Below are 24,581 nucleotides of genomic sequence, written 5' to 3'. Positions count from 1 at the left end.
GCCCAACGATTAGCAACCTACTGATGATGATAAGGAACACGTTGGTAAGCCGTATGCCTTAATAGGGCACGTACGGTTTGATGAGGGGGTAGCCTTGAAAGAGGTTACCCTACTCTATTTGTATTTGAATTAGATTGTACTTGTTGTTTATTTTTAATAATAATTTGAATTTTTAGTCATTTTTGAATAGTATATAATCATGAATGACTAGGGGGTAAAACAATGGAATTAAGAAAGGATACTTCTATCTTATTAAAACATATATTAAAACATTCTTTTGATGAAATTTTTATTACGGATGCTTCGGGGAATATTTTATATGCGAGTGAAGCTACTCGAAAAATGCTTAAAATTCCATTACAGAAAATTGTTAATCAAAATGTTTTTACTTTAGAAAAAGAAGGGATTTTTTCACCTTCCGTTATTTCAAGTGTGCTGAGAAACAAAAAAGAACAAACGATTATCCAAGAAACGATACATAAAAGAAAGCTGATTATCTCCGGCTATCCTATTTATGATGAAGATGGTTCGTTAATTGGAGCCCTTAGTTTTTCAAGAGATATCACGGAATTTGAATACTTAAAAAAAGAAAATGAACAAGTGGCAAAAGCAATCCAGTTATATCAAGAAGAAATCGAAAAGTTAAAAAAACAGGTGGTACAACCATTTTTCTTTAAGAGTGGGAAGATGGAAAAAATACTTGATATCGTATCAAAAGTAGCCGATTTAGGGGTAACGGTCTTGCTAGAGGGGGAATCAGGAGTTGGTAAAAACCGAATCGCTCATATGATGCATCAAATGTCAAAAAGAAAAAATCATCCTTTTATTGAGGTGAATTGCGGTGCTATACCCGAATCGTTATTTGAATCAGAACTATTTGGATATGAAGAAGGAGCCTTTACTGGATCGAAAAAAGGTGGGAAAAAAGGGTTTTTTGAAACAGCAGGGGAAGGAACATTGTTTCTTGATGAAATAGGTGAATTGCCAATGAATCTACAAGTAAAATTATTATCCGTTTTACAAAACCAAACGTTTATGAGAATTGGTGGGAACAAAAGCATTGATGTAAAATGTAGAATTATTTGTGCGACGAATCAAAACTTAGAAAAGATGATTGAACAAAGACAATTCAGGGAAGATCTTTATTATCGAATTAATGTTGTAAAGATTGAAATTCCCCCGCTTAGAGAGAGGAGAGAAGAAATGATTCCATTAATTTACGAAATGATTAAAGAGATCAATAGTAAATATGGAATGGATAAGCAATTTACTCCAGCTATGGTTGCTTACCTTAGCCAAAAAGATTGGCCAGGAAATGTTCGAGAATTACGAAACTTTATTGAAAAAAAGATTGTTACATCAAGCGAGAGAGAAATCGACGTTGAATTGGAAGAGAGAGATTCAAGTAAAGAAATATCCTTACAAGAAATGACGCTAAAAAATTATTTAGATATGGTAGAAAAAGAGTTTATTTTACGTATGTATGAAAAATATCCGAGTAGCATAAAACTTGCTGAAAAATTAGGGATCAGTCAATCAACGGCTAATCGGAAAATTCGGAAATATGTTCAGGAGTGTTAGTCATTTTTGACTATATCATTGCTTCATTCCTTTATTTTTCCGTTGGCATGAAGTTTGCAATTATGAATAGTGACAATAAAAAATAAGGGAGGCAAATTTCATGTCTGATCACAATGAAAAACAATTTCTAAATCTACCTTTTACGGGAATATGTACGTTTGGTAAATATCCGATATGTACCGATTTAGACCAACTTGATGCAGATGTCGCTGTTATTGGTGTTCCAAATGATATGGGGACACAATGGAAATCAGGAACGAGAATGGGACCGAGAGGAATACGGGAAGGATCTACACTCTACAGCTTTGGATTAGACGGTGCTTATGATATTGAAAAAGATGAAATGTATTTAGGTCCGAAATGGAAAGTGGTGGATTGCGGTGATGTAGATATGGTGCATGGAGACTTAATGCAATGTCATGAGAACACGGAAGATACAGTTAAAAAAATTGTTTCAAATGGTGCCATGCCTGTTGTTTTAGGAGGTGATCACTCGATAACGATTCCAGTAGGTAAAGCATTAGCTGAAAAAGGACCTTTCCATGTTATTCAAATTGACGCTCATTTAGACTGGGCAGACCATCGTTCCGGGCAGCGATATGGTCATGGAAGTTGTATCCGCCGATTAGCTGAAATGGAGCATGTGCAACAAATTTTCCAATTTGGAATTCGTGGAATTAGCAGCAGCAAAAAGGAAGATGTGGATGCTGCTAAAGATTACGGAAGTGTCATTTTATCACCGCGTCAAATTAGAAAAATAGGTATTGAAAATGTAATAAAGCAAATTCCAGAAGGAGACCGTTATTATATTACGATTGATATTGATGGTTTGGACCCTTCGGTAGCTCCTGCAACGGGAACACCTTCTCCTGGTGGTTTCATTTATGATGAAGTAAATGAACTTTTGGAAGCGATTGCAAAGAGAGGCGAGGTAATCGGCTTTGATATGGTTGAAGTGTCACCTCCTTATGATCATGCAGGAATGACTGGACAAGTCGCGGCACGTCTTTCATTGGATTTAATTAGTTTTGTTTTAAAAGAAAAAGAGAAAAAAACAGATCGTAATAGTCAAGAAACTTACGGAAAACAACCGGCTTTTAATGGTTAGTCAAATGCACGTTTAAGTTGAGGAATGATTGAGTATAGTTTTTTAACATAGTTTTATTTGTTATCTTTTACACAGAAACCCGTGCGACATTTAAAGAGTGGAAGCATTTAAGTAGCTTTAAGATTTACATAGATAGGAAAATGTTCTATGTAAATCTTGGCTATTCAATAATCGTTATTGTATACATGCTTTGATATAGAACAGGAAGTGAAGGGAACTATGTAGTCAAAAAGCTTGGAGGTGACGTGACGTATATGAATGAAAGCACAGTTCAAATAGACGAAAACAAGGTGTATCATGAAATACCAACCGAAAGGCAGGAAATTCCGGATCGAGATGATCCAGGTTATGTTGACTTTATCACTTTAAATAGTCGCCAGTACAAAATCGGTCTTTTGAAATCAATTTTTTTTACAGCGATCGCCGTACTCGTCTTTTTCGTTCCGTTAACGATTAATGGAAAATCCGATATATTATTTGGGTACATTTATCAATATTTTGTTAATTTGTTAGGAAATGTAGGGTTATGGATTGTGACATTCATCATGATCGCAAATACATTTGGAAGCTTTTATGGGAAATACACGCAAAAAAGAGATTCCTTTTTCCATAATTATTATGGACATGACTCTTTTTTTCATCCTTTCCTATATCTTTTAGGAGCAATTTATACGGTTATTTATACTCTCCATGTAAACGTTGCCTCATTTACGGGTCCTGATTGGCTTGTCGGAAGTAGTACTGGTGGAACAGTTATTCCTTTTATTGTTCTTGGGGTTCTTTGGATTATTATCGTTGGCGCTTTTTTTATGCCTTTTCTTTTAAATTATGGAGCTATTGATTTTGTCGGTTCGATTTTAGAACCGATCATGAGACCCGTATTTAAAGTCCCAGGAAAAAGTGCTATTGATGCGATTGCTTCATTTGTTACTTCCTCGTCTATGGCTGTTATTATTACGAGCAAATTATATCGCATGAATGTTTACACGAAAAAAGAAGCAGCGATCATTGCTACGTCCTTCAGTGCTGTTAGCGTAGGGTTTGCCTTATTAGTCATTAATACGGCAGGCTTAGGCGAACATTTCTTAAAAACATATTTTTCATCTTTATTCATAACATTTGTCATTTCAATTATTATGGTAAGAATCCCACCTTTATCTAAAAAATCAAGTATTTATTCGAATGGGAAAACCCAAACCGAAGATAAGCGAATCGGAGAAGCAACATTTGAACTTGGCATTATTAGGCGTGGTATTGACCGAGCTGTCAAACGTGCTTATACAGCAGGTAGTATATATAAGGAAATTCTTTTGAGTTTAAAGGATGGGTGTATCGTCATCCCAAAAGTACTTACTTTATTAGCGGCTGCAGGAATATCTGGTTTGATCATTGCTGAGTACACACCACTTTTCCATTGGCTTGGACAAATATTTGTTCCATTCTTACAAGTACTCGGTGTCCCTAATGCGCAAGAAATCGCTCCATCCATTCCAGTTGGGATTGCGGAAATGTTCCTGCCTGTCCTTTTAATTGCAGATCAAATTGAGATGCTAGATATCGGAGCGAGATACTTTGTTACCGTTATATCGATGGTGCAAATTATTTTCCTGTCAGAAACGATTGTCGTGATGATGGCGACAAGGCTTCCAATTAAATTTTGGGAACTCCTTGTATGTTTTGCACAACGTACGATTATTGCCATTCCTATTGTCGCCATATTTATGCATCTTCTTTTTTAAGGAGTAATGAAATGGAGTCTCATTCAAAGGGAGAAATTCGAAAAAGAGGCACGCTAAAGGGAACCCTTCTCTCATATTAGCCGAGGGAAGGGTTAAAATAATCAGTTATGACTGCTTCAGAGATCAGGGCGCTTTTACCCCATTATACTCTGTTAAAATTTTTTGTTACTTCTTTTTAATACCTGGCTTTCCTTCATAACCAGCAGTAAAAATAGCGGTTAAAAAGGCAAGAATAACACCCATCATTAAAGCAGTATTCATGATCGCCCCTCCTTTGTTTTATATGTAATAAAAAACGGTTAATAAGAGCTAGTCTTATTATACATTATCGTATCCAAGGTGTGAATGGAATTTACGTTGTTTAAAAAATTTTCAAACTTGACCTTACTTAAAACCTTTCCAAATAAATTTAGAATGTTAGGGGACATCCTTGCATAAAGTGTATTAATCACCAAAGCACTAGGATTACCAACGATGGAGGAGGTCCTTATGGATATTTTAAGTAAAATTGAAAAGTTTAGAGAAGATGAAGAGCGTTTAAAGTGGGAAGGCACCTTCGCTGAATATTTGGAGATTTTAAAACAGAAACCATGGATCGCGCAGTCCGCACATTCTCGTGTTTACAATATGATTAAGGATGCAGGAATTGAAGAAATTGATGGAAAAAGGCATTATAAATTTTTTGATCAGGAGCTTTATGGACTCAATGAAGCGTTAGAACGACTCGTTGAAGAATATTTCCATCCTGCAGCGAAGCGACTGGACGTAAGAAAGCGGATTTTGCTACTAATGGGCCCAGTTAGTGGAGGTAAATCAACGTTAGTTACAATGTTAAAGCGAGGCTTAGAACAATATTCTAAGTCAGACAATGGGGCTGTTTACGCGATTAAAGGTTGTCCGATGCACGAAGATCCACTCCATTTAATTCCACATCATCTTCGTGAAGACTTTCATCGGGAATATGGAATTCGAATTGAAGGAAACCTTTCTCCATTAAACATGATGAGACTTGAGCAAGAATATGGCGGCAGAATTGAAGACGTTAAGGTCGAGAGGATCTTCTTTTCAGAAGATAAGCGGGTCGGAATTGGGACATTTAGCCCGTCGGATCCGAAATCTCAAGACATTGCAGATTTAACAGGAAGTATTGATTTTTCGACGATTGCTGAATATGGGTCAGAATCTGATCCGAGAGCGTATCGGTTCGATGGCGAATTAAATAAAGCGAATCGTGGGATGATGGAATTCCAAGAAATGTTGAAGTGTGATGAAAAGTTTTTATGGCATTTATTATCGTTAACACAAGAAGGAAACTTTAAGGCAGGTCGTTTTGCACTTATTTCTGCAGATGAGTTAATTGTTGCCCATACGAATGAGACCGAGTACCGTTCGTTTATTTCCAATAAGAAAAACGAAGCCCTTCATTCACGGATTATTGTCATGCCAATTCCGTATAACTTAAGAGTTTCGGAAGAGGAAAGAATTTATGAAAAAATGATCAAAGAAAGTGATGTTTCAGATGTCCATATCGCCCCACATACGTTACGGGTCGCGGCGATGTTTACAATCTTAACGCGACTGAAAGAGGCAAAGCGTGGGGATGTTGACCTTGTGAAGAAAATGCGTCTATATGATGGCGAAAGCGTCGAAGGCTTTAATTCGGTAGATGTTGAAGAGCTGAAAAAAGAGTATCAAGACGAAGGAATGAGCGGCATTGACCCGCGTTATGTGATCAACCGTATATCCTCAACGATCATACGGAAAGAAGTACCATCGATTAACGCACTAGATGTCCTTCGTTCATTAAAAGAAGGGTTAGATCAACATCCATCCATCTCAAATGAAGATCGGGAGCGTTTCTTAAACTTTATCTCCGTTGCCCGAAAAGAATATGATGAAATTGCGAAGAAAGAAGTGCAAAAAGCATTTGTATACTCCTATGAAGAATCAGCGAAAACATTAATGGATAACTATTTAGATAATGTGGAAGCGTATTGTAACAAAAACAAAATCCGCGATCCATTAACAGGAGAAGAAATGAATCCAGATGAGAAATTAATGCGTTCAATTGAAGAACAAATTGGGATCTCTGAAAACGCGAAAAAAGCGTTCCGCGAAGAAATTTTAATTCGAATTTCCGCATACGCTCGGAAAGGAAAGCGATTTGACTATAATTCACATGAACGTCTGCGTGAAGCGATTCAGAAAAAGCTCTTTGCTGACTTAAAAGATGTCGTCAAAATTACAACATCCACCAAAACACCAGATGAGCAACAGTTGAAAAAGATTAACGAAGTCGTGGCTCGTTTAATTGATGAGCATGGCTATAATTCTACATCTGCAAACGAGTTACTACGCTATGTCGGAAGCTTACTCAATCGCTAAAAATAAAAAAATCGCAAGCTCGAGAGGCTTGCGATTTTTTTCGGTGTGCCCGGCATGGGTGTAATCTATAGGGTGAAAGTCCCGAACTGTGAAGGCAGAAGTAACAGTTAGCTTAACGCAAGGGTGTCCATGGCGACGTGGAATCTGAAGGAAGCGGGCGGCAAACTTCCGGTCTGAGGAACACGAACTTCATACGAGGCTAGGTATCATTGGGTGAGTTTGCCGAACAAAACAAAGTCCTTTCTGCCGAAGGTGATACCAAGTAAATGAAGCAGATAGATGGAAGGAAAGATTGCACCCTTACCCGGGGAGGTCTGATGAATACGTGAAGTACTCTTCATAACCTACTTAGTGATAAGTAGCTGAATCATCAGAAGTCAGCAGAGGTCATAGTACAAACCGGTCTAGAACGGTTTGGAAGGACCGAACAATCAAAAGAGAATAGCATCTTGGCATTCAATGAGTCATGATGACCACAGAAAACATTGTACCTCGCTTGAGGGAGGAAACGGTGAATCCCGTGGGGGACCTCTTGGAGGGTGGAGTGACAACTGGCATAAGAAGAATCGCTATTCACGGAAGGAAGAATGACAATGCTTATGAATCAAGTCCTGTCACGGGAGAATATGCTTCAAGCACTGAAACGAGTAGAACAGAATAAAGGAAGTCATGGAGTAGACAAGATGCCCGTACAAACCATACGGAAGCACATCATCGAAAAGTGGCCATCCATTCGGGAAGCGATTCTCAACGGAACCTATGAACCAATGCCCGTCCGAAGGGTCGAAATCCCGAAATCCGACGGCGGTATTCGGTTACTAGGTATTCCAACCGTGACAGACCGATTAATTCAACAAGCCATAGCCCAAGTATTATCCAAACGATATGACCCAACATTTTCGGAGCACAGTTATGGGTTTCGTCCGAATCGGAGTGCCCACGATGCAGTGAAGAAAGCAAAAGGTTATATTCAAGAAGGATATAGATGGGTAGTAGACATAGACTTAGAAAAGTTCTTCGACAAAGTGAACCATGACCGACTCATGAGCACATTAGCGAAGAGAATCCATGATAAATCACTACTAAAACTGATCCGCAAATATCTCCAAGCTGGTGTGATGATAAATGGAGTGATCTCTCGTACAGAAGAAGGGACACCACAAGGTGGTCCGCTTAGTCCCCTTCTATCGAACATCGTACTAGATGAGCTAGACAAGGAGTTAGAGGCGAGAGGGCACAAATTCGTTCGATACGCAGATGACTGTAACATCTATGTAAAATCGAAACGGGCAGGAGAACGTGTGATGGCAAGCGTTCAACGGTTCGTTGAAGTCAAACTCCGTTTGAAAGTGAATGAAAAGAAATCAAGTGTTGACCGACCGTGGAAACGAAAGTTTCTAGGTTTCAGTTTCACGAGTTCAAATGAACCAAAGGTCCGCATCGCAAAAGAAAGCATAAAACGAATGAAGAAGAAAGTACGAGAAATTACCTCAAGAAATAAGCCATACCCAATCGAACACCGGATTGCCCAATTAAACCAATACCTGATGGGCTGGTGCGGATATGTCGCGTTAGCAGATACGAAGACAATCTTCAAAGAAATAGATGGTTGGATACGAAGGAGACTTCGCATGTGTCTATGGAAGGACTGGAAGAAGCCGAAGACAAAGGTACGTAATCTCATAAAACATGGGGTACCGAAAGGGGAAGCCTTCGAATGGGGGAATAGCCGAAAAGGCTATTGGCGTATCTCGAATAGTCCAATATTACACAAAACCCTTGGCACGTCCTACTGGAGAAACCAAGGGCTTAAAAGTCTACAAGAACGTTATGAATTCTGCTCCAATATCGTCGAAAACAACAAGATCAGCCTTAAAAGTCTACAAGAACGTTATGAATCCTTGCGTCATTCATTTTGATTGAACCGCCGTATACCGAACGGTACGTACGGTGGTGTGAGAGGACGGGAGCTAATCACTCCCTCCTACTCGATTTTCAAAATAGGGTGTTTTTGCCCATCCCCCCTAAAAGGTGGAATAAGGAGTACTTCACTAAAAGATTTGAGGAAGTACTCCTTAAACATTGCTTACTCTGTTTCCGGTATTACGTTTAATTAGGCTAATTCTTGAATAAGAGATTTGTTAACCTTATCGTGAATATCCTTGTAGCGTGGCGCAAACTGATAGCCTAAACAGTGAAGAATAGCAAAATTCACTTCGGTGGTTCCATGTGTATCCGTGGAATGCACATTAGGCTGAATACGGTTGTAATGTTAAATAAAATATCAAATACATAATGACTTTCATGCTCATTGCCCCAAGAATCAGCCCCTATCGAATAGGTTTTAAAAGTACACCTTTATAAACGCAAAAAGAATTGAGTTTTGAATTACAATAAAGATGCCTATAAAAGGGGGGATAATTGAATAGGTGACTGGGGAAAATTAGGGGATTATTAAAAAAAGATATTAAGTTAAGCGGCCGTTATATGGAAGATTGACTTTGGAATAAGCGCTATTATTTACGTGCACTTCAAGAAAAGAATAACATTTTTTATAGGAGGACGGTGAATTATAACAAAGAAACATTTTGTAACAGATGGACTTTTCTGATATGCATAGTAGAAGGAGATGGCAATAGTTTTAGCCATCTTGCCCGGAGATGAGTCCAAAAGAGGGGACTTTTAAAAAAGGTGAAATGGAATAAAGAGATAATTTTTGTGAATCAATCTCAATACTATTTTATATTGACATAATATTTAAGGTTAAGTACCATTATGAAGAATAAACGCTAGTAATTTCTTAGTAGAGAGGGGAAATTATGAAATTTAAAAAGACTTTAGCTTCACTTTTACTTTTTGGGGCAGTTGCATCAGCTGCTGTTGGTGTGCAGGCTTATTCACCGGATTATTCGGATTCTAAGTTTACTTTTGATTTTTCTGCATTTGATGAAGATGACTATACAAATGGCAGAAAAAAAGGTTCCGCTTCATCCATGTATATTAATAATACTTCAAATCTAACATTGAAAATTGAACCACAGGTAGATTCACAATACGGTGATGGAACAAAGTATGTTCGGGCGAATTACAGAGGATACTTTAATGCGTATCCTGGAGCAAGATATGAAGTTTACAATTTCGCGCATGAAAAATACTGGGATGGTGTACAAGTTCGTTTCCATGCCCATTATGATATACTTTGGGGCTCCGACACAGCAACTGTTAAATGGAGTCCTGACTACACTCCGGATGGCGCACAAGTGATAGGACTTTAATTATCTAGATAACTATATAGAGAACTATTACTAGAGTTTGTTCTCTTAGTTAATTAAAAAGGAGCTGATAAAGCTTGATAGCTATACAATTTCAAAGATTATTACATAGTAAATTCTTTTACATAGGTTTAATAATTGGTTCTTTAATAACGGTCTTACATTATTTTCAAACAACAATGACAATTATTGGAGGTGAAAAAGCAGCAGCATTATATGGGAAGCAATCAATTATTCCAGATTCAGCTTATCTACTTTGGTTGAATGCTAGTATGTCTGAAATGACAGATTTGTTCTTTATGTTATTACCTATTCTTGCTGTTCTTCCTTTTAGTATTCAACTTCTTACAGATAAAAAAGTAAACTACCATCAATTGATGATGATGAGGTCTGGGAAGTATACGTATTTGTTTTCAATGCTATTCATTAGCGCTGTTGCGGGATTTCTTGTTATTGTCATACCTATTTTAATAAATTTTCTTTTATTTTCTCTTACATTTCCAGCAATTTCACCAAATCCTTTTATTTACTATACGTATGGTATTTATTCATTTAAAACTTTATTTATTTCTTTGCAGTTAAACTACCCACTAATGCATACCTTGTTTTATATCCTTTTAAGTGGCTTTATCGGTAGTTTGTTTGCTATTTTTTCATCAGTGCTTTGTTTATATTTTCGATTTACTTTGATTGTATTGGCTACTCCAGTATTCATCAGTCTTCTAATTTCTGTTTGCAGCGAGTTTTTTCATATCGCTTTATCACCAATAAATTTTTTGGATATGAGTTCAGTGTTACCTGTTTATCCATGGAGTGTGTTACTATTTTGTATCTCTATGATTATTTGTACTTTAATTCTATTGATTATAGGTGTGAGAAATCTTGATAGATAAAAATTATTTTCAATTTAATATACGATACTTTTTTGCAAATCGTAAGAAAGTATATTTGTACCTACTTACTGGAATTATATTGTTATTAATGTATGGATTGTTAATATTTCTATATCATACATCCTATTCATATATACCTGAGCCCTTCCATGTATTTACATATAATCTTGATAAATATTATAGATTGGTTTACTGGTTTCTAATTCCGTTTATATTAATATCGGCTCTAGCTGGTCAAGTGCATACAATTCCAGTTAATATTCGAATAAGAATGAATAGTATTCGGCAGTTGTTATGTTTTTATTATATTCAAATGAGTATTGTGGCACTTTGGGGGACATTTTTAATTGGAATTATTACAATTGTTTGTTTTCCATTGGCATCGAAATCAATCACTGCAAATGACTTTATGCATATTATTTGGTTGTTGATATTTTGTTACCTAAACTTAACAAATATTGGATTATTACTCATTGTTTTTGCTAAAAAGTTCTCAGAACAGATTAGCTTTTTTCTTGTATTATTAATTGCTCAATGTGATCAATATTTATTTGGTCATGTAATTTTAAAGTCGACAAAATTGTTGTATACGCCAGTTTTTTCAATTCCAGGGATAATTTTTGCACTATTCGAGAACCTTTTTTTAATGGTTGGTTTGCTTGTATTATTATCAATTCAGATTCAAAAAGAGGAGGAATAAAGTGCCGATATTTACGTTGATCAAAAGGGATTTAAGGATGCGTCTTTATTATGGGAGAAATCAAATCATTACACAAATTGTTTTCTTCTTAATAATTACCATCTTTTTTATTTTAGCGTTTGAGTTAAATGATTTAAGTACGCGCGCCGAATGGATATCAATCGAACGATTCTGGAATGGATTTTCTGAAGTAGATCTAGAAATATTTAAGCAAAGTGGCACCTTCCAAATTCCTTATCTTTGGCTAATTTTTCAGTTGTTGTACTTTTTATCGCTAAGAACATTCTTTACGATAGATTTAACAGGCAGTAGTGGTTTTATTATTATTCGTACTGGGACGAGAAGGTTTGTTATAAGTAAGGTCATTTCGTTATTCTTATATACAACTTTATATATATTGCTGTTCCTTTTATTTATTTTTTTTGTTTCATTGATGCAATTCCTTCTGTTTCACGTTAGTCTTTCATTTATTTCTAATTGGAAAATTTCTATTATTTTTTGTCTTTTTTTCATTCTTACTCTATTCCTAGAAGCACTATTTTTTGAGGCTGCGAGTTTATTTTTAGGGGAAATAATAGCATTCATAGCAATATTTAGTTTCAACTTTCTTTCTATTTTCAGTAAAAGTGCTTTTTTAGTTAGTAATTATACAATGTTTAGCAGATGGAATGAAGCAACTGTTTTTAGAGAAAATTGGTTTTTTATATTGATATGGGTCTGTATCCTTATTTTGTTTTTGTTTGCTATTGAACTGTTTGTCGTGAACAAAATAGATTTTATAAATGAAAAAGGAGAAAAGTAGCTATGTATGTAATATGTGAAAATGTAACGAAAAAAATAAAGGATCGTGTTATTTTAGACGATATTTGTCTTTCTTTTGAAAAAGGGAAAATACATGGAATTCGCGGATATAATGGTTCTGGAAAGACAATGCTACTTCGTGCAATAGCTGGTTTGATTAAACTGTCGGAAGGGAAAATAATTGTCGATAATAAAACGGTAGGAAAAGATACACCATTTCCTGAAAGTGTTGGTGTATTGATAGAATATCCTAGTTTTATTCCTGACTACACTGGATTTAAAAATCTATTATTCTTGGCGAAAATTAGAAACAAGATCAACGAAGAAGCAATCCGAAAAACAATACGTTTGGTAGGGTTAGATCCGGAAGACAAAAGAAAATATAAAAAATATTCTCTTGGTATGAAACAACGATTAGGTATAGCGCAAGCAATCATGGAAAATCCGGATTTATTATTGCTGGATGAACCAACAAATGCTTTAGACGAAAAAGGTATACAACTAATGGTACAAATTATAAAACAATTAAAATCGGAAGGCAAGACGATTATTGTTACCAGTCATGATCGTGAGTTTTTAGAACAAGTATCAGATGATATTTATACCATTTCTGAAGGAGTGGTCAAAAATGGTTAGAATAAAGTGGAAATATATTTTGATTTTGCTAGTAGTTTTAATTATTATCGTTTCAATTAGAATCAAAGCCGTCAATGAGAATCGACATTTTTACGAAACTTATCGGAAAAATGTTCAAGCAGGTGATACAATCACTCTTGGCGACTTGGAGTTAACCTTTGGTCAGGCAGGTCCTCCACTCATAAAAGAAAGTGACCATTTTCCAAATGAAAAAATTGCGGTTTTTAAACTTCCTATTGAAGTGACAAAAAAAAGTGATCGTCCTCTTGAAATGCAGAATAAATTTGGTATATATGAAAATTATAGAGATTATAAAAGCCTTGCACTTGTTGATTATACGAATAAACAAAATAATCAGGATTTTTATTCTTCCATTAGTTCCCTTAAAAAAGATGAAACTGTTAGTTTGACAATTTCCACTGATTTTATATTAGGTGATTTTTATTACTATTATAACGATTATAATGTGGATAAGCCTGCCTACATTGTAATAGCTGGTCCACAAAGTCCCAAAGGAATACCACTTTACTACTACGAATTGCAAGAAAAAACATAATGTTTTAAGGGCGACTTTCTTGAATAAGGAAGCGCCTATTCTCATTTTCGGAGGGGGATGGGCAAAAACACCTAAATAGGGAATCCGCAAATTAAGAAAGAAAAGCGCAACTCTAAAGGTCTAACTACTAGATCAAGAGTAGTTGACTAAAACAATAGTCTCTTGGAAATGACTTCTATAAAATGAAAGGAAAAACACTTGAACTTTTGTATAATAGAAGAAATAAACTTTCGGGTTGGTGGCAACATGGTCAAGCTATTAATTGCAGAGCGAGATAATCAAGAGCGAAACGCCTTACAATGGTTAATTTCTGCCTATTCAATTCCAATCCAAACGGTGATTTTAGCTGGAACGGTTCAAGAAGCAATGAGGCTATTAGAAAAAGAGGCACCGGATTTATTTTATTTAGAATTAGATATGGTACGAAAAGAAGACTGGCATGCATTAAAGCATTATGTGAATCTATATACGAAAAAAGTCATATGTGTGACGGCTGAAACGACGTTTGCACGAGCAAAACAGGCAATAGAGTGTCAAAGTATCGACTTGCTTGTTAAGCCGCTTGAACCGATGAAAATTAAGCAATGTATGACATCAGCTTTATCGTCTATCTCTAGCGACCAATCGTCCCGATTTTTTCCGGAAAAGATCGAGACATCGTATTCGTACCGTTCGTTATTTGTCAAACAACAACAAATGCCTATTGATGTTTCCGTTATGCTCTTGAAAACAGAAAGTAAAATGAATGTCCATCATTTACGCACGTTCCTTGAGAATGAAGCATCATCAACAATCCCTTTTGTGTTTCCCTTAACAGATTTGGTCGTCTGCCTCATTCCTCATGAGGAAAAAAATTTAAAGCAAGTTGGGACAAGAATTCTGCAAGAGTGGGAAGAAAAAAATACGGAGCCACTTGCAATCGTCATCATTCCGTTTCATGAACAATATAATTCGCTTTATGAAATGTATCAATCGGCACGAAAACTATTAGAAGTAACGTTTTTTATTGGGTATCGACAAATTATTTTACCTGAAGCTCAATTTGAAAATTGGAAGGCGCTTGATCCATTTTTAACACCAAATGAACAACGAATTTGGATTGAAATGTTAAACGAGTTTGACAAAGAGAAAATTAAACAATGGATGTATGATGAATTTCTCCATTTAAAAGCTCCTTATCCACAACCGGGATTGCTACGTACAAAGCTGACGAGTATTTTAGCACAAGTGCGCCGATTTATGAAAACGTATAATTTACATGAACGGGAGATTGAAAAATACTACCTTCAAATTTTTGATGACATTTTATATTCACCTGTCTTATATCGAATTGTTCAAGAAATGCTTTTGTTTATTTATGACCTATTAGACAAAGCAAAGAGAGAGCAAGAACAATCGAGAACGAATATTATTGAAAAAGGGATTGCTTATATTGAACAACATTTCACGAATCCAGATTTAACATTAGAAATGGTCGCAAGCATTGTTGAGCGAAGTCCTGCTTATTATAGTCATCTTCTGATGAAAAAGCACGGTTCTTCCTTTCGACAAATCGTCACGGCCTTAAGGATTAATGAAGCGAAAAAATTATTGCAGGAAACGAATTTAACCGTACAAGAAATTGCTGAAAGAGTCGGCTTTCGGAATGCTAATTACTTTAGCAAAACATTTAAAGAAGTGACGAGATCTTCACCGAGGGATTTTCGAACAGAGAAGAAAAGATGATAGCATTGAACGTAATCGTAATCGTACCGAAATAAAGGTGCGGTTATTTTTTTATATCTTTTTGATCAAGTTTTCTGACATTAATGGAGACTTCGATGTCCAACTCCAGCGCCTTCCCCTTGAGTCAAACGCGTGACGCCGTAAAGAAATAACGCCTTTTCATCGTAAGAACATTTTTGTCTGAGGGTGAGCAAGGTGCTTGCACTTCTCTTATAGAACAGTAGCACCTTCAGGTTATATATCGTAAATAATGAAATAAATCTAAAAAAAGTAGAGATTTTGGACCGTAATTAGCTAGCTATCAGAGAAAAATCAAAAATAATTTTATCTATTCAAAACAGAATGACCTATTTTTGATAACGCTATCATTTTATAATTTTTAGTGTAATCAGAAAATTTCAAGAGGTGAAAACATAATGAGTACGAAAAATCGTTTAGTTGAAACATATACAGGTTCTGAGTTACATGCAAAAGGATGGATTCAAGAAGCAGCGCTACGTATGTTAATAAATAACTTACATCCAGATGTAGCCGAGCATCCAGAAGATCTTGTCGTATACGGCGGGATTGGAAGAGCTGCGCGAAATTGGGATTGCTACGATGCGATTGTTGAGACATTACTAAATTTAGAAGATGATGAAACGATGCTCGTTCAATCAGGAAAACCGGTGGCAGTGTTTAAAACACATAAAGATGCGCCACGTGTCTTAATTGCAAACTCAAACTTAGTTCCAGCATGGGCTACTTGGGACCACTTCCATGAGCTTGATAAAAAAGGTCTTATGATGTACGGACAAATGACGGCTGGTAGCTGGATTTACATCGGAAGTCAAGGGATTGTCCAAGGAACGTATGAAACATTCGCTGAGTTAGCAAGACAGCATTATAACGGCTCCTTAAAAGGAACGATTTCATTAACGGCTGGACTTGGCGGTATGGGCGGTGCACAGCCACTTGCAGTCACATTAAATGGCGGTGTTTGTATTGCGATTGAAGTCGACGAAACACGAATTCAACGTCGCCTAGATACGAAATATTTAGATACGATGACGAATAACTTAGACGAAGCCATTTCACTTGCGAAAAAGGCAAAAGAAGAAGGAAAAGCTTTATCTATTGGACTCCTCGGAAACGCTGCTGAGCTTTTACCAGAAATGATTGAAAAAGGCTTCATTCCAGACGTATTAACAGACCAAACGTCAGCACATGATCCAATTAACGGCTATGTACCAGCAGGATTTACATTGGAAGAAGCAGTTGAATTAAGAAGTCGTGATCCAAAACTTTATGAAACTAAATCAAAACAAAGTATTGCTGAACATGTAAAAGCAATGCTTAAAATGCAAAAGAAAGGCGCGATTACGTTTGACTACGGAAATAATATTCGTCAAGTGGCAAAAAATGAAGGGGTAGAAGATGCCTTTAATTTCCCAGGATTCGTTCCGGCATACATTCGTCCACAATTTTGTGAAGGAAAAGGTCCTTTCCGTTGGGTTGCCTTATCGGGTGATCCAGAAGATATTTATAAATTAGATGAAGTTATTTTACGTGAATTTAGTTGCAATAAACATTTATGTAACTGGATTAAGATGGCACAGGAAAAAATTCAATTCCAAGGCTTGCCTGCTCGTATTTGTTGGTTCGGTTATGGAGAGCGTGCAAAGTTTGGGAAAATCATTAACGATATGGTTGCAAGCGGGGAATTAAAGGCACCGATTGTCATCGGTCGAGACCACTTAGATTCCGGCTCTGTTGCTTCACCTAACCGTGAAACCGAAGCGATGAAAGACGGCAGTGATGCAGTAGCGGATTGGCCAATTTTAAATGCATTAATTAACAGTGTTGGTGGTGCTAGCTGGGTATCTGTTCACCACGGTGGCGGCGTAGGAATGGGTTATTCGTTACATGCAGGTATGGTTATTGTAGCGGACGGAACTAAGGATGCGGAAAAACGTCTTGAACGTGTGTTAACGACAGACCCAGGTATGGGTGTTGTACGCCATGCAGATGCTGGCTATGATTTAGCGATTAAAACAGCGAAGGAAAAAGGAATCCACATTCCGATGATGAAGTAGGAGGGTTTTACATGTCATCACAACCAATCTTTATAAGAAATGCGAACGAGTTAATTACATTGAAAGGGAGCTCTCATGCTCCCTTAACTGGCGAGAAAATGAGTGAATTACACATTATTGAGAACGGAAGTGTCTGGATCGAAGACGGAAAAATTGTCGCAGTGGGGACAGATGAAGAGTTACAACAACAATTCGAAGACCGTTTACAAGAAGCACAAGTGATTGATGCAACCGGAAAAACCGTTACGCCAGGTTTAGTTGATCCACATACACACATTGTATATGCAGGAAGTAGAGAAAATGAATTTAATATGCGTCTAAACGGTGCGACATATATGGAAATTATGAACGCTGATGGCGGAATTCATGCGACGACGAGAGCAACAAGGGAAGCGGACGAAGAAACACTTTTTAACGAAAGTAAGCGCCGCCTTGATCAATTTTTACAACATGGGGTTACGACGGTTGAAGCGAAAAGTGGTTACGGCTTAAGCTTTGAACATGAATTAAAGCAACTGCGTGTTGCGAAAAAATTACAAGAAACACATCCGATTGATCTTGTCAGCACATTTATGGGGGCACATGCTGTACCAGCAGAATATAAGGAAAATCCGGATGAATTTGTTCGCATCGTTTGTGAAGAGATGATTCCGAAGATTAGTGAAATGAAACTTGCTGAATTCAATGATGTGTTTTGCGAACGCGGAGTTTTTACACCAGAGCAGTCACGTACCATTTTAGAAGCTGGAAAAAAATATGGCTTAAAACCGAAAATCCATGCGGATGAAATTGAACCGTATAAAGGAGCGGAATTAGCCGCAGAAGTCGGGGCTGTTTCTGCTGATCATTTGTTACGCGCCTCTGATGAAGGAATTGAAAAAATGGCTGAAAGTGGTGTTATTGCTGTCTTACTACCAGGCACAGCCTTTTTCTTAATGACGGAAGCCGCAAATGGAAGAAAAATGATTGACCGCGGTGTACCTGTTGCCTTATCGACAGATTGTAATCCGGGATCATCCCCAACGGTTTCCTTACCATTTATAATGAATCTCGGTTGTCTTCATATGGGGATGACACCAGCTGAAGTGTTAACGGCCGTCACGATTAATGCTGCACATGCAATTGATAGAGGAAGCGAGATTGGTAGTATTGAAGTTGGGAAAAAAGCGGATATTGCGATTTTTGACGTTCCTAATTATATGCAGCTCGTCTACCATTACGGCATGAATCATACTAATACGGTTATTAAAAATGGGGAAGTTGTCGTCTCAAGGGGGTAACTCATATTATGAAAAATATTTACGATTGGGTCGACCGTCCGCCCTTTATTTGGGATGAAAAGCAGGAAGTAGTCGAACCGAAAGTTCATGAGTGGATTAAACCAGCCAAGGAAGACATGGCAGAACCTGACGTCATTTTACTCGGAATCCCGCTATCTCGCTCATCAATTAGTGCTTCCTTTGCAAGTGAGCACCCGGATGCCTTTCGCCGAGCATGGAAATCCTTTACGACCTATCATTTAGACTACGATGTAGATTTAAAGGATTTACATGTTATTGATATCGGGAATGTAAAGCAGCATGTAACCGACATTTCAAGATGCCATGAAAATATTAAACAAGCAATAAGCGCGATTCGAACGAACTATCCAAACGCGATGCCTATTTCGATTGGCGGGGATCACTCGATTACAGCGATGCTTGTGAAAGGATGGAAAGAAGCCCACCCTCATGAAGAAATAGGGATTTTACAATTCGATACACATTTCGATTTAAGAGATTTAAAAGAATTTGGTCCAGCAAACGGAACACCGATTCGAAATTTAATTGAAAGCGGAACAGTAAAAGGTTCCAATGTTCACAATATTGGTCTACACGGATTTTTTAATGCGAAGTCATTAAAGGAATATGCTGATGAGCAGGGTGTTCATTATGTCACGATGAAAGAAGTAAGGAAAAAAGGCATTGAAACGGTTGTTGCGAATGCCTTAGCAGAGCTAGCTGAAAAAGTAGATACGATTTATGTAACGGTTGATATGGATGTATTAGATATCGCATACGGACCTGGAGCTCCAGCGGCAACACCTGGCGGCATGCGAACAGATGAATTGTTTGATGCCGTTTATCAAGCAGGATTACATGAAAAAGTGAAATCAATGGACATCGTTTGCCTTGATCCATTTCGGGATGTAGCAGATGCAACCGTGAAATCAGGTGTTTACACAATGCTTTCGTTTTTAACGGGTGTGAAATGTCGTTAATATCTTAGAAGTGACCTTACAGGTAGTCTGTAAGGTCATTTTTTCTTTAAAAGCCCATAGAAAAACAGCTGACCAATTTCTTTTGTTATTTGCGCGTTTTTCTCAGGAGAATCAAATAATTGATATTGGTTACCAGCATGTTTGAACATGTTGACATACATTAATAATGTTTCAGTTGAAATTGTTTCGTCAATATATCCTTCACGCTTTCCTTCTTCGAATAACTGAACTAATAGAGGCATAGCTTTTTGATACATTTCATCCACAATTTTTTTTATTTCCGGATCATTTGACATCAATTTTTGTAAAAAATCCGGATCGACTGTTTCAATGTAGGCAGCTTTCTCAAATATGAGGTTTTTTATTTTGTCAGGAAATGGAATGTTACTTTCGATAACAGCTTTCCGTTCATTAATGGCTTCATTTAACGAATGTGAAATGACATGTTTAACAAGGTCATCTTTATTTCCAAAGTAATTATAAATCGTAACAGGAGAAACATTTGCTTTTTTAGCAATTTCTGCAACGGTCACTTTTTCAAATCCAAATTCTGAAAAAAGTTCCATCGCTGCGTTTCGAATACTGTCTTTTTTCTTCTCTGTCCGCTTTTGATACCCATCCACGATTTTTCACCTCGTCCTTATTATAGAGAACGTTTTGAAAAAATTCAATTCATTTTATTCAAAACATATTGATTTTGTATGAGGAATACTATATTATGAACTTAATGAAACGATTTTATTCATTTCATTTAAGGGAGTGAATGCTTTGAGCATCGTCATCGAGCAATTAACGAAAGTCTTTCCAAATGGAAAGGGAATATTTGATGTATCATTTGAAATTCAAAAAGGGGAAGTGTTCGGTTATATAGGACCGAATGGGGCAGGAAAGTCGACAACGATTCGTCATTTAATGGGATATATGAAGCCACAAAAAGGAAAAGCGCTCATTAATGGACTAGATTGCTGGAATGATAGTCCTACCATTCAAAAAAAGGTAGGGTATTTACCAGGTGAAATAGCCTTCCTTGAAGGAGTGGATGGGCTTGAGTTTTTACAACTATTAGCGGGAATGAGAGGGCTAAAGGATTATACGAAGCGAGATGAACTTATCGAGCGCTTTCAGTTTGATGTAAAAACACCGATTCGAAAAATGTCTAAAGGGATGAAGCAAAAGGTAGGTCTTGTGGCTGCATTTATGCATAATCCGGATATTTTCATTTTAGATGAACCAACATCAGGACTTGATCCACTTATGCAAAGGCAGTTTATTGAATTAATTGAAGAAGAAAAGAACAAAGGTAAAACCATTTTAATGTCTTCACACAGCTTTGCCGAAATTGACCGAACGGCTGACCGTGTTGGTATTATTAAAGACGGAAAAATTGTCGCGATTGAAGATGTTCGCCGCTTAAGAACGATGCAACGAAAACTATTTGATCTTACACTGAAGCGACATGAAGATGTAAAAAAACTTTTGCAATCGGGTCTAGAAATAACGAAGACAAATCAAAATCAAGTCCAAGTTGCTGTACAAGGTGATTACGAATCGTTCATACGTGCATTAAGTCAATTACGTATTGATAGCCTTGATGTGCATACACAAAGTCTCGAAGAAATTTTTATGCACTATTATGATAGAAGGGAAGATCAATGATGAGCCTTTCTCTTTTTAAGACAATGATGAAATTAAATGGAAAAACAATGATCAGCTATGCATTTGGAGCGGGGGGCTATTTGCTTTTAGCTGTTTGGATGTATCCGCAAATTGCTGGATCCATTGAATTTGATAAAATTATCGAGCAGATGCCAGAAGGTTTTTTAAATGCGTTTGGTTTTGAGGGAGGAATGCCTGATGATTTAAGTGGATTTTTAGCTGCCGAATATTATGGGTTAATTTTTCTTCTCATTGTGATGATTTATAGTATTCTTACATCAACTCAGCTTATGGCGCGGCTCATTGATCGTGGTTCTATGGCTTACTTACTTGCTACTTCTACATCTCGTACGAAAATCGCTTTGACCCAAGCGTTTGTCTTGATTCTAGGACTTTTCGTCATCGTTCTTTTCACATTTCTATCTGGAGTTTTAGGTGCTAATCTGTTTATGGATGGCGAAACCTTCCACATGGATCGATTTATTCAAATTAATGTACTTGGATTTTTACTCTTTTTCGTTGTATGTAGCTATTCTTTTTTCTTTTCTTGTCTCTTCAATGATGAAAAAAGAGCATTATCTGTCTCAGGTGGAATTACCGTTCTGTTTTTCATGATTAGTCTAATCTCGAAAATAAGTGAAAAGCTTGACTGGTTACAAAACTTTACCCTATTTACTGCGTATCAGCCAGATGACATTGCAAGAGGTGTTGTCGAAGTCGTTCCGATTTCAATTGGATTAGGCGTAACGGGTCTTCTTTTCTTCGTCTTATCCATTGTAGTGTTTAATAAGCGTGATTTACCGCTCTAAAAACGTGTTTTATCACTTTTCGAAAAGGGTAAAGAATGGTTGAAAATAGTGAATGAATGTATAAGGATAAGTGACGTGTGAATCAAGAATTGAAGCAAGATGGTAAGCACCCAGATTCAGAGTAGCCCAAAGAGTGAATGCATCGTATAACGCGGTGCATTTTTTATGTGTTATGGAAATTACTAATCTGCAGTGGGGAATGAAGTTTCACTTTATTTTTTAGATTAGTGCATGTAGAAAGCTTTTGTTTCATAAATATATGTTACAAGGTTGTCAGAGAACGTGCTTTTGAAACAGCAGGAAGGTGATTGGAAACGTTTTTAAAGTTTGTCCAATGAAAATGAAAGAATTATAGGACAATCGCCCATTTTTTGTAATGGATTGTCAATAATCTGAATCTTCTGCATAGTATAGAGTAATCTATTACTGATTTAAAACGAAATGAAGTTTTATTCACATTACTTTATGCACGAAATGGGGATTTTGTGAATTGTTCATGAAAAAAATTTAGGGAGGGGAAAGTAGAATGCCGTCAAACGGGGATAATCATAATTTCGCGATTTCAAGAGAAGACTGGTCCCTCCACCGTAAAGGCCATGATGATCAAACTCGTCACCAAGAAAAGGTGCAAGAGGCCATTCGTAATAATTTGCCTGATCTGATTACAGAAGAAAGTATTATTATGTCCAAAGGAAAGGATGTCGTAAAAATTCCTATCCGCTCTCTTGATGAATACAAAATTCGCTATAATTACGACAAAAATAAACATGTAGGTCAAGGAGACGGAGATAGTGAAGTTGGGGATGTCGTTGCAAGAGATGGAAGTCAAAGTGCACAAGGACCAGGTAAAGGTCAAGGAGCGGGAGATAAACCAGGAGAAGATTACTATGAAGCTGAAGTTTCGCTTATGGATTTAGAACAAGCCTTATTCAAAGAACTAGAACTACCAAATCTACAGCGAAAAGAAAGAGATCAAAATGTGGTTGAAAATATCGAATTTAATGATATTCGTCGAACTGGTTTAATGGGGAATATTGATAAAAAACGAACGATGCTTGCAGCCTATAAGCGAAATGCAATGTCAGGTAAAGCGAAATTTCACCCGATTTTTCCAGAGGATTTAAAGTTTAAAGCATGGAACGAAGTGATTAAACCTGAATCTAAGGCTGTTGTTCTCGCAATGATGGACACAAGTGGCTCGATGGGAATATGGGAAAAGTATATGGCTCGCAGTTTCTTTTTCTGGATGACCCGATTTTTACGTACAAAATATGAAACAGTCGAAATTGAATTTATCGCCCATCATACAGAAGCTAAAGTAGTATCAGAGGATGATTTCTTCTCAAAAGGTGAAAGCGGTGGAACCATTTGCTCATCTGCTTATCGAAAAGCACTTGAATTAATAAGTGAAAAATATCAACCATCTCGATATAATATTTATCCGTTCCATTTCTCTGATGGGGATAACTTAACATCTGATAATGCTCGCTGTGTCAAGCTCGTAAATGAGATCATGAAAGTATGCAATATGTTTGGCTACGGTGAAGTAAACCAGTATAATCGTCATTCAACCTTAATGTCTGCTTATAAAAACATTGATAACGAAAAATTCCGCTATTATATCCTCAAACAAAAAGCTGACGTTTTCCATGCGATGAAGAGCTTCTTTCGGAAAGAAGAAAATGAAAAACAATATGCTTAAATGACAATCAACCACCTCACGAGTGAGGTGGTTATATTTTAAAACAGAATTTTTATCATTTTGATAACACTTTTGTTCTTGAAGTGAGATGAATGATTAGGTTAATTAGTCATCCGTCTTTTAGACTATAATTTATATTTTTTCTACCGATTAAATGAAAAAGTAATTTTTTTACTAGTGTTTATTAATTTAAAAGAGAATATTTTCCTATTTAACTTATAAACTTCCAAATTTATACTATATTATAGATGAAATGGAAATGAATGAGATTTCTAGGTGAAAGATTCAGATGTTCCTTAATTAATGTAGAGGATATGCAGGGAAAAACTAAAGAGAAAGGGCTTCTTGCAATCATGGAAGATTTACTATACGAGGCACATCCACTCGTTTCAGCAGCAAAAACACGGGTAAAACAGTATCAGTCATTGAAAGAACAGTTAGAAGAAGTGAAAAAAGCGTGTAAAAGAGTCGCTGATTTAGATCAAGCCTTTCAAGGGAAAGGAGCCGATGCCATTAAAGATTTTTACGAGGCACAACTAGATGTCATGGATGGGTGGCTTGACTTTATCGATGTTCAAATTGCATTTCTACAAGGGATCGAAGGAGACATGGAAGAGGCAGACTTAGGAGAGGGAACGGTCGTTTCGACCTCGTTTGTCGATCATGAAGTAACGAATAAGCTT

The 24,581-nt window shown here is 36.8% G+C and carries 20 protein-coding genes and 1 pseudogene; 19 read left to right on the top strand and 2 right to left on the bottom strand.

Features of this window, described 5'->3' with window-relative positions:
• Positions 1 to 222 precede the first annotated feature (222 nt).
• The 5 genes from MLD65_RS16515 (at position 223) to ltrA (ending at position 8,732) form a co-directional block, all read left to right on the top strand.
• Complete coding sequence (locus MLD65_RS16515; protein WP_243292953.1) at positions 223 to 1,581, top strand: sigma-54 interaction domain-containing protein; 1,359 nt, start codon at positions 223 to 225, stop codon at positions 1,579 to 1,581.
• Between the two features lie 100 nt (positions 1,582 to 1,681).
• Positions 1,682 to 2,689, top strand: coding sequence for an agmatinase (gene speB, locus MLD65_RS16510; RefSeq protein WP_243292952.1), 1,008 nt, complete (start codon positions 1,682 to 1,684; stop codon positions 2,687 to 2,689).
• A 254-nt stretch (positions 2,690 to 2,943) separates the two neighbouring features.
• Positions 2,944 to 4,428 (top strand): YjiH family protein, encoded by a 1,485-nt coding sequence (locus MLD65_RS16505; RefSeq protein WP_243292951.1) that lies wholly within the window; start codon positions 2,944 to 2,946, stop codon positions 4,426 to 4,428.
• A gap of 489 nt (positions 4,429 to 4,917) precedes the next feature.
• On the top strand, positions 4,918 to 6,813 hold the full coding sequence (locus MLD65_RS16500) for a PrkA family serine protein kinase (protein ID WP_243292950.1): 1,896 nt from the start codon (positions 4,918 to 4,920) through the stop codon (positions 6,811 to 6,813).
• A gap of 593 nt (positions 6,814 to 7,406) precedes the next feature.
• Positions 7,407 to 8,732, top strand: a complete 1,326-nt coding sequence (gene ltrA, locus MLD65_RS16495; RefSeq protein WP_243292949.1) for a group II intron reverse transcriptase/maturase — start codon at positions 7,407 to 7,409, stop codon at positions 8,730 to 8,732.
• A 212-nt stretch (positions 8,733 to 8,944) separates the two neighbouring features.
• Here ltrA and MLD65_RS16490 read toward each other — a convergent pair.
• Positions 8,945 to 9,126 (bottom strand): annotated as a pseudogene (locus tag MLD65_RS16490) (Tn3 family transposase); the annotation flags it as partial.
• Positions 9,127 to 9,632: 506 nt separating this feature from the next.
• On the opposite strand from MLD65_RS16490, the gene MLD65_RS16485 reads away from it, so the two are divergent.
• From MLD65_RS16485 to MLD65_RS16440, 10 genes are all read left to right on the top strand, one after another.
• Positions 9,633 to 10,088, top strand: coding sequence for a hypothetical protein (locus tag MLD65_RS16485; RefSeq protein WP_243292948.1), 456 nt, complete (start codon positions 9,633 to 9,635; stop codon positions 10,086 to 10,088).
• A gap of 74 nt (positions 10,089 to 10,162) precedes the next feature.
• Positions 10,163 to 10,978: a hypothetical protein gene (locus MLD65_RS16480; protein ID WP_243292947.1), complete on the top strand. Its 816-nt coding sequence runs from the start codon at positions 10,163 to 10,165 to the stop codon at positions 10,976 to 10,978.
• 238 nt (positions 10,979 to 11,216) lie between these two features.
• Positions 11,217 to 11,678: a hypothetical protein gene (locus MLD65_RS16475; RefSeq protein WP_243292946.1), complete on the top strand. Its 462-nt coding sequence runs from the start codon at positions 11,217 to 11,219 to the stop codon at positions 11,676 to 11,678.
• A gap of 1 nt (position 11,679) precedes the next feature.
• Positions 11,680 to 12,480 (top strand): hypothetical protein, encoded by an 801-nt coding sequence (locus MLD65_RS16470; protein WP_243292945.1) that lies wholly within the window; start codon positions 11,680 to 11,682, stop codon positions 12,478 to 12,480.
• 2 nt (positions 12,481 to 12,482) lie between these two features.
• On the top strand, positions 12,483 to 13,115 hold the full coding sequence (locus MLD65_RS16465; RefSeq protein ID WP_243292944.1) for an ATP-binding cassette domain-containing protein: 633 nt from the start codon (positions 12,483 to 12,485) through the stop codon (positions 13,113 to 13,115).
• Positions 13,108 to 13,671: a hypothetical protein gene (locus MLD65_RS16460; RefSeq protein WP_243292943.1), complete on the top strand. Its 564-nt coding sequence runs from the start codon at positions 13,108 to 13,110 to the stop codon at positions 13,669 to 13,671. Before MLD65_RS16465 ends, MLD65_RS16460 begins: the two co-directional genes overlap by 8 nt.
• A 246-nt stretch (positions 13,672 to 13,917) precedes the next feature.
• On the top strand, positions 13,918 to 15,396 hold the full coding sequence (locus tag MLD65_RS16455) for a helix-turn-helix domain-containing protein (RefSeq protein ID WP_243292942.1): 1,479 nt from the start codon (positions 13,918 to 13,920) through the stop codon (positions 15,394 to 15,396).
• A gap of 416 nt (positions 15,397 to 15,812) precedes the next feature.
• Positions 15,813 to 17,471 (top strand): urocanate hydratase, encoded by a 1,659-nt coding sequence (gene hutU / locus MLD65_RS16450; RefSeq protein WP_243292941.1) that lies wholly within the window; start codon positions 15,813 to 15,815, stop codon positions 17,469 to 17,471.
• Positions 17,472 to 17,482: 11 nt separating this feature from the next.
• The gene (gene hutI, locus MLD65_RS16445) at positions 17,483 to 18,751 is read left to right on the top strand and encodes an imidazolonepropionase (protein ID WP_243292940.1); all 1,269 of its coding nucleotides are present in this window, start codon (positions 17,483 to 17,485) and stop codon (positions 18,749 to 18,751) included.
• Between the two features lie 8 nt (positions 18,752 to 18,759).
• Positions 18,760 to 19,731: an agmatinase family protein gene (locus MLD65_RS16440; protein ID WP_243292939.1), complete on the top strand. Its 972-nt coding sequence runs from the start codon at positions 18,760 to 18,762 to the stop codon at positions 19,729 to 19,731.
• 35 nt (positions 19,732 to 19,766) lie between these two features.
• On the opposite strand, the gene MLD65_RS16435 is transcribed toward MLD65_RS16440, so the two are convergent.
• Positions 19,767 to 20,354 (bottom strand): TetR/AcrR family transcriptional regulator, encoded by a 588-nt coding sequence (locus MLD65_RS16435; protein ID WP_243292938.1) that lies wholly within the window; start codon positions 20,352 to 20,354, stop codon positions 19,767 to 19,769.
• A 151-nt stretch (positions 20,355 to 20,505) separates the two neighbouring features.
• On the opposite strand from MLD65_RS16435, the gene MLD65_RS16430 reads away from it, so the two are divergent.
• From MLD65_RS16430 to MLD65_RS16415, 4 genes are all read left to right on the top strand, one after another.
• Positions 20,506 to 21,387 (top strand): ABC transporter ATP-binding protein, encoded by an 882-nt coding sequence (locus tag MLD65_RS16430; protein ID WP_243292954.1) that lies wholly within the window; start codon positions 20,506 to 20,508, stop codon positions 21,385 to 21,387.
• The gene (locus tag MLD65_RS16425; protein WP_243292937.1) at positions 21,384 to 22,196 is read left to right on the top strand and encodes an ABC transporter permease subunit; all 813 of its coding nucleotides are present in this window, start codon (positions 21,384 to 21,386) and stop codon (positions 22,194 to 22,196) included. Before MLD65_RS16430 ends, MLD65_RS16425 begins: the two co-directional genes overlap by 4 nt.
• A gap of 526 nt (positions 22,197 to 22,722) precedes the next feature.
• Positions 22,723 to 23,898: a sporulation protein YhbH gene (gene yhbH / locus MLD65_RS16420; protein WP_243292936.1), complete on the top strand. Its 1,176-nt coding sequence runs from the start codon at positions 22,723 to 22,725 to the stop codon at positions 23,896 to 23,898.
• Between the two features lie 314 nt (positions 23,899 to 24,212).
• The coding region (locus tag MLD65_RS16415; protein WP_243292935.1) for a T7SS effector LXG polymorphic toxin at positions 24,213 to 24,581 on the top strand (369 nt) is incomplete at its 3' end.

It is taken from the genome of Bacillus sp. FJAT-47783, assembly GCF_022808615.1.
Lineage (GTDB): Bacteria > Bacillota > Bacilli > Bacillales > Aeribacillaceae > Bacillus_BZ.
Note: the sequence above shows the minus strand (reverse complement) of the source record. Positions and strands in the feature narration are given on the sequence as shown.